We start from the raw sequence: 2,070 nt of genomic DNA on the forward strand, positions 1-2,070 counted from the left end.
TGTTTGCGAAAGTTGTTCTTTTTTCAACTCAAGCTGTTTTTTTAAGAGCTCAATAATTTCCCCTTTTTTTAATAGATCAATAAGCTCCAGATATTCTGCTGGTAGAGCAGGTGGTGGCGGTGAAGCAGATGAACTCTGTTTAGTATGTGATTCCGAAGGAATCTGTGCGCTTAAAAAACTTTCCCATATGCGAGTAGATATATCATCAACATCGTTTGCATGTGCCAAATTTATCATTTCCAAAAGGGTAATCATTCCTGTTATAATAAATCGCTTTTTCATATATTTGCTCGCTTGATTTCGGCAGGGATTGTTTTATTAATAGGCACGCGGTTCCTATCATTGGGTTGTTTTAGCTTTGGTGCTAATGCACAAGCCGATAAAAGGTTTGCAATCAAAATTATAAGAATGATCGACTTCATTTTAATATGACTCTTTTTACTGTTATATACATTCCGATACTTATTGTCATTATTATAATTTTGACACTAAAGTAAAGTACGTTGTGTGTAATTATTTTACTTTTTTATTCCATTTTAATTTATGAAAATAGCTCAATTTCAGTGCAAATATTTTTTACTTTAGGATTGGATATCTTGGTTGATAAAGTCCTGTGGTAAGAGCTATTGAAGTAATAATACTTATTCGCAGGAAACGGTTTACGAATCCGGAGAGAGGCATATCGATAGCGCCACGGATGATGAGCCATCCGTAGATGATGAAAGCGATTGTGATACCGATTGATACAAAGGGTGTAATTGTAACAATTGCTTTTGAGGAAATATCCGTGACATATGTTTTTGTTATCTGATCAATTTTATTGAAAAGTTGCGTGAACACTGTAAAGTCCATGGAATTCCTCTTTAACGAATTTTCAACTTTTTATCACCTTGGAACATAGATATATGCTAAACGCCTCATTTTCATTTATACATTACCTAAGTGTTTTCAGCACGATATCTTGGCTTTGATAAAATCTTTGTGCTTCTCTTAATTGTTCAGAGAGTACTGAACCTTCTACATTGGTTTTTGTTTTCATGAAAAAAAGCAAATGCTGTAAAAAGCTTTATTGGTTAGATCTTATTATAGGCATATTTTTGTAGTTAGAGGCTACAATTTTTCTGTACAATTTACGTTTTTGTATTTCGATAAGAGTCTCTTCGTCATCGCTTAAATTTCTGACCATTTGTAGCTTTGTATATTCATTTTGGATCATGGCTGACATGGTCTTGATGCGTGTTTGCAGTTCGAAAACTTCTTTGAGATCTTTTGTTTTATTTATCTTATCTAAGAAATCGTTCATTTGTTTAAAGCGGTTCTCTGCGTCTTGGAAAGTTTGAAAACTTACAGCTTTTTCGACAATTCCACTATATTTAAGACGCGTATTAATTGTTTCGCGCATTTGGTCATACGGCAAATTCTGGAAGCCGTACCTTTTCTCTTCGAGAATAATCTCATTAAATCTTTTTTTAAATTCCCCAGTAGTTATGTTTTGGTAGTTTGTCTGTGTGTTTGGGTAGATAGAAAACAAATCTTGTATGAAAGAATTCTTGTTTTCTCCTATTGTTGGTTTTTGTATCCTATTTCCTGTTATAGACTGATGAATTTTTTTCGCGTTTTCGATCTGGTTTTCGTTTGTTTTAATTTGTTGTTCTAACAACTTAATAATTTCCAGATATTCTGCTTTTGAAAAAGGACTTTTAACAGTTGAACTTTGTGTCCCAGAACCCCAACTAAAGTTAGACGTTAGAGTTAAATTTATCATCCCCAAAAGGGTAATCATTCCTGTTATAATAAATCGCTTTTTCATCTGTCTCCTCGCTTGATTTCGGCAGGGATTGTTTTATTAATAGGCACGCGGTTCCTATCATTGGGCTGTTTTAGCTTTGGTGCTAATGCACAAGCCGATAAAAGGTTTGCAATCAAAATTATAAGTATGATCGACTTCATTTTGATATGACTCTTTTTACTGTTATACACATTCTGATATTTATTGTCATTATTATAATTTTGACACTAAAGTAAAGTGTATAGTTTACGATAATTTATCTTTTCTTAATTTCATTTTTT

Annotated in this window: 3 protein-coding genes and 2 pseudogenes; all 5 read right to left on the reverse strand. The window is 32.9% G+C overall.

Translation table 11 applies throughout. The features are described from left to right. Window positions 1-282: pseudogene (locus ACFIL8_RS09485) on the reverse strand (hypothetical protein); the annotation flags it as partial. Then, window positions 279-422 (reverse strand): TrwH protein, encoded by a 144-nt coding sequence (locus ACFIL8_RS09490; protein ID WP_375621872.1) that lies wholly within the window; start codon window positions 420-422, stop codon window positions 279-281. The pseudogene ACFIL8_RS09485 and the gene ACFIL8_RS09490, both read right to left, overlap by 4 nt. Window positions 423-600: 178 nt before the next feature. Further along, window positions 601-852 (reverse strand): annotated as a pseudogene (locus ACFIL8_RS09495) (type IV secretion system protein); the annotation flags it as partial. A 214-nt stretch (window positions 853-1,066) separates the two neighbouring features. Next, window positions 1,067-1,810, reverse strand: coding sequence for a type IV secretion system protein (locus tag ACFIL8_RS09500; protein ID WP_375682163.1), 744 nt, complete (start codon window positions 1,808-1,810; stop codon window positions 1,067-1,069). Beyond that, a complete protein-coding gene (locus ACFIL8_RS09505) occupies window positions 1,807-1,950 on the reverse strand; it encodes a TrwH protein (RefSeq protein WP_273790050.1) in 144 nt (47 codons plus the stop codon). The genes ACFIL8_RS09500 and ACFIL8_RS09505 overlap by 4 nt, the downstream gene beginning before the upstream one ends. Between the last annotated feature and the right edge of the window lie 120 nt (window positions 1,951-2,070).

The sequence above is a fragment of the Bartonella sp. AP57NXGY genome, from assembly GCF_042195805.1.
Taxonomy (GTDB): domain Bacteria; phylum Pseudomonadota; class Alphaproteobacteria; order Rhizobiales; family Rhizobiaceae; genus Bartonella.